This is a genomic window from Nocardia sp. NPDC101769 (assembly GCF_044766925.1).
GTDB lineage: Bacteria > Actinomycetota > Actinomycetes > Mycobacteriales > Mycobacteriaceae > Nocardia.
This window is the reverse complement of record NZ_JBIWMX010000121.1, coordinates 1-2,129: the sequence shown is the minus strand read 5'-3', so window position 1 is coordinate 2,129 and position 2,129 is coordinate 1. Positions and strand designations below refer to the sequence as shown.

Genomic DNA, 2,129 nt, shown 5'->3' with positions numbered 1-2,129 from the left:
TTGGGCCGGTTGGCCACCAGCAGTGCCTTGCTCAACTCCGGTCGGGAGGCGAGCTTGCCCGAGGCCTTGTCGATGAAGATCTGCTCGCAGCCGGCGCCACCCAGCCGTCCCTGGTCTACCTGCACACGGACAACACCCTCACCGACGCCCAGCTCGGCGGTTACCGGACCGCGCTGGCCGCCACCCCCGGTGTCGGGCAGGTGGGTGCACCGCGCGTCTCGACCGACGGCGCAATCGCCGAATACCAGGTCACCCTCACCACCGAACCGACCTCCGACGCCGCGCTTGCCACGGTCTGCGGACCGCTGCGCGACAGCGCGCACGCCGCCGCGCGACCGGGAGCCGCGCCTATGTCGGCGGAATAACCTCGGTACTGGTCGATTTCAAGGCCGCCATGAACCACGACTACAAAATCGTGTTCCCGGCAGCAGCCATCCTCATCGCCCTCGTGCTCGCCGTCCTGCTGCGCAGCGTCGTCGCACCCTTGGCACCTGATGGGCGCGGTCGGCCTCGGCTTCGCCGCCACCCTTGGCGCAGCAGTGCTGGTATTCCAACGGGCACAGGGCAACTCGGGCCTGATCTTCTCGCTCCCGATCATCATGTACATGTTCGTCATCGCCCTCGGCACCGACTACAACATCCTCATGGTGGCCCGCCTGCGCGAAGAAGCCACCGAAGGCAACGACCCACGCACCGCGGCCGCCCACAGCCTCCGCCACACCGGCCCCACCATCGCCGCCGCGGGCCTCATCCTGGCCGGCACCTTCGCCTCGATGATGCTGGCAGGCAATTCGATGCTGGCCCAAATGGGCTTCGCCGAAGGCCTACTCTGTGGCGTTCATGTGCCGGAATCTCGATGTGTCGAGATCGGGCTACTACGAATGGAAATCGCGCCGGATTCCCGAATCCGAGGACCGGCGCGAGGATTTGAAGTTGATGATCCGGAAGGTGTTCGACGACAGTTACCGCACCTACGGGTACCGGCGTATCCACGCGGTGCTCACCGGCTCCGGTCACGTGGTCGACGACGATACCGTGCGCAAGCTGATGCGGGAGATGGGCTTGTGGCCGGTCCAGCCGCGACCGTGGCGGCCGGTCACCACCGACGCCGACATCGACCATCGGATCCCCGATCTGGTGGGCCGCGACTTCACCGCGGCGGGCCCGAGGCAGAAGTTCGTTTCCGATCGCGGATCCAACTACACGAGTTACGATTTCGGGAAGAAACTGACTCGGATGGGGATGCGACAATCGGTGGGACGGACGGTGTGTGTTGGGACAACGCGATGGCGGAATCGTTCTTCAGTGCCCTGGAAAATGAGTGGCTGCATCGTGTTTCGTTCGCGACCCGCGCCGATGCAAGGCGTGCGGTTGTGAAATACATTGAGACATTTTGTAATCGGATACGTCTCCACTCGGGACTCGGCTACAAGGCACCACTACAGGTCCATGCCGAATTTCTGAATCAGCAGATGGCGGCATAGAAAGCCCTACGGGGCCACTGTCCGGAAGCCGCCGGGCTCCTCAGTGCACGGTAATGCCGAGTTTGGCGTGTTGGAGTGCCTAGCTGTGGTGTCTCACGGCATTGGTTCCACGATGTCGATCTCGAAGGCGCGTTGTTCGGGTCCGCTCGGCAGTGGGCTCGTGGGGAGGGTGATTGCGGTGTCGGTGAGTCGGTAGGTGCGTAGCGGGACGCGGCTGATTGGGGGCTGGTGGCCGATGCCGGCGTCGGGTCGGTCGTGGTTGTAGTGGTTGAGGAAGTCGATCAGCGCGACTTCCCTGGACAACAACGACTTCGACTCACCCGCCGGCATGCTCGCGCAACTGGCCGGCCTGGGCGTCGGTCAGCGCGGGCTTGCGGCCGGTGTAGGCGCCGCGGGCCTTGGCCGCGGCGATGCCCTCACGCTGGCGTTCCAGGATCAGCGCGCGTTCGAACTCGGCGTAAGCGCCCATCACCGACGACAGGGTCGCCATCGGCGAGTCCTCGCCGGGGGAGGTCAGGCTCTGCTTACCGTGGGATGCCTTGTCAATGAGTGTGGGCCGTCCCCGATGAATGAGTCCACTTGGTATTAGAGTCCCTAAGATCGGAGATGTCCGGGTTCGTTGCCTGGATGCCCAGGTCGGTGGGG

General features: G+C 64.6%; 2 protein-coding genes and 4 pseudogenes. 4 read left to right on the top strand and 2 right to left on the bottom strand.

Features of this window, described 5'->3' with window-relative positions:
* Positions 1-241 precede the first annotated feature (241 nt).
* The 4 genes and pseudogenes from ACIRRA_RS45835 to ACIRRA_RS45820 form a co-directional block, all read left to right on the top strand.
* Positions 242-430, top strand: a pseudogene (locus ACIRRA_RS45835) (hypothetical protein); the annotation flags it as partial.
* Between the two features lie 64 nt (positions 431-494).
* Positions 495-812, top strand: a pseudogene (locus tag ACIRRA_RS45830) (MMPL family transporter); the annotation flags it as partial.
* 28 nt (positions 813-840) lie between these two features.
* Positions 841-1,026 (top strand): annotated as a pseudogene (locus ACIRRA_RS45825) (IS3 family transposase); the annotation flags it as partial.
* 38 nt (positions 1,027-1,064) lie between these two features.
* Positions 1,065-1,484, top strand: coding sequence for an integrase core domain-containing protein (locus tag ACIRRA_RS45820; protein WP_402782390.1), 420 nt, complete (start codon positions 1,065-1,067; stop codon positions 1,482-1,484).
* A 93-nt stretch (positions 1,485-1,577) separates the two neighbouring features.
* Here the strand turns inward: ACIRRA_RS45820 and ACIRRA_RS45815 are convergent, their stop codons facing one another.
* Positions 1,578-1,787 (bottom strand): hypothetical protein, encoded by a 210-nt coding sequence (locus ACIRRA_RS45815; RefSeq protein ID WP_402782393.1) that lies wholly within the window; start codon positions 1,785-1,787, stop codon positions 1,578-1,580.
* Positions 1,776-1,995: pseudogene (locus tag ACIRRA_RS45810) on the bottom strand (recombinase family protein); the annotation flags it as partial. The gene ACIRRA_RS45815 and the pseudogene ACIRRA_RS45810, both read right to left, overlap by 12 nt.
* Between the last annotated feature and the right edge of the window lie 134 nt (positions 1,996-2,129).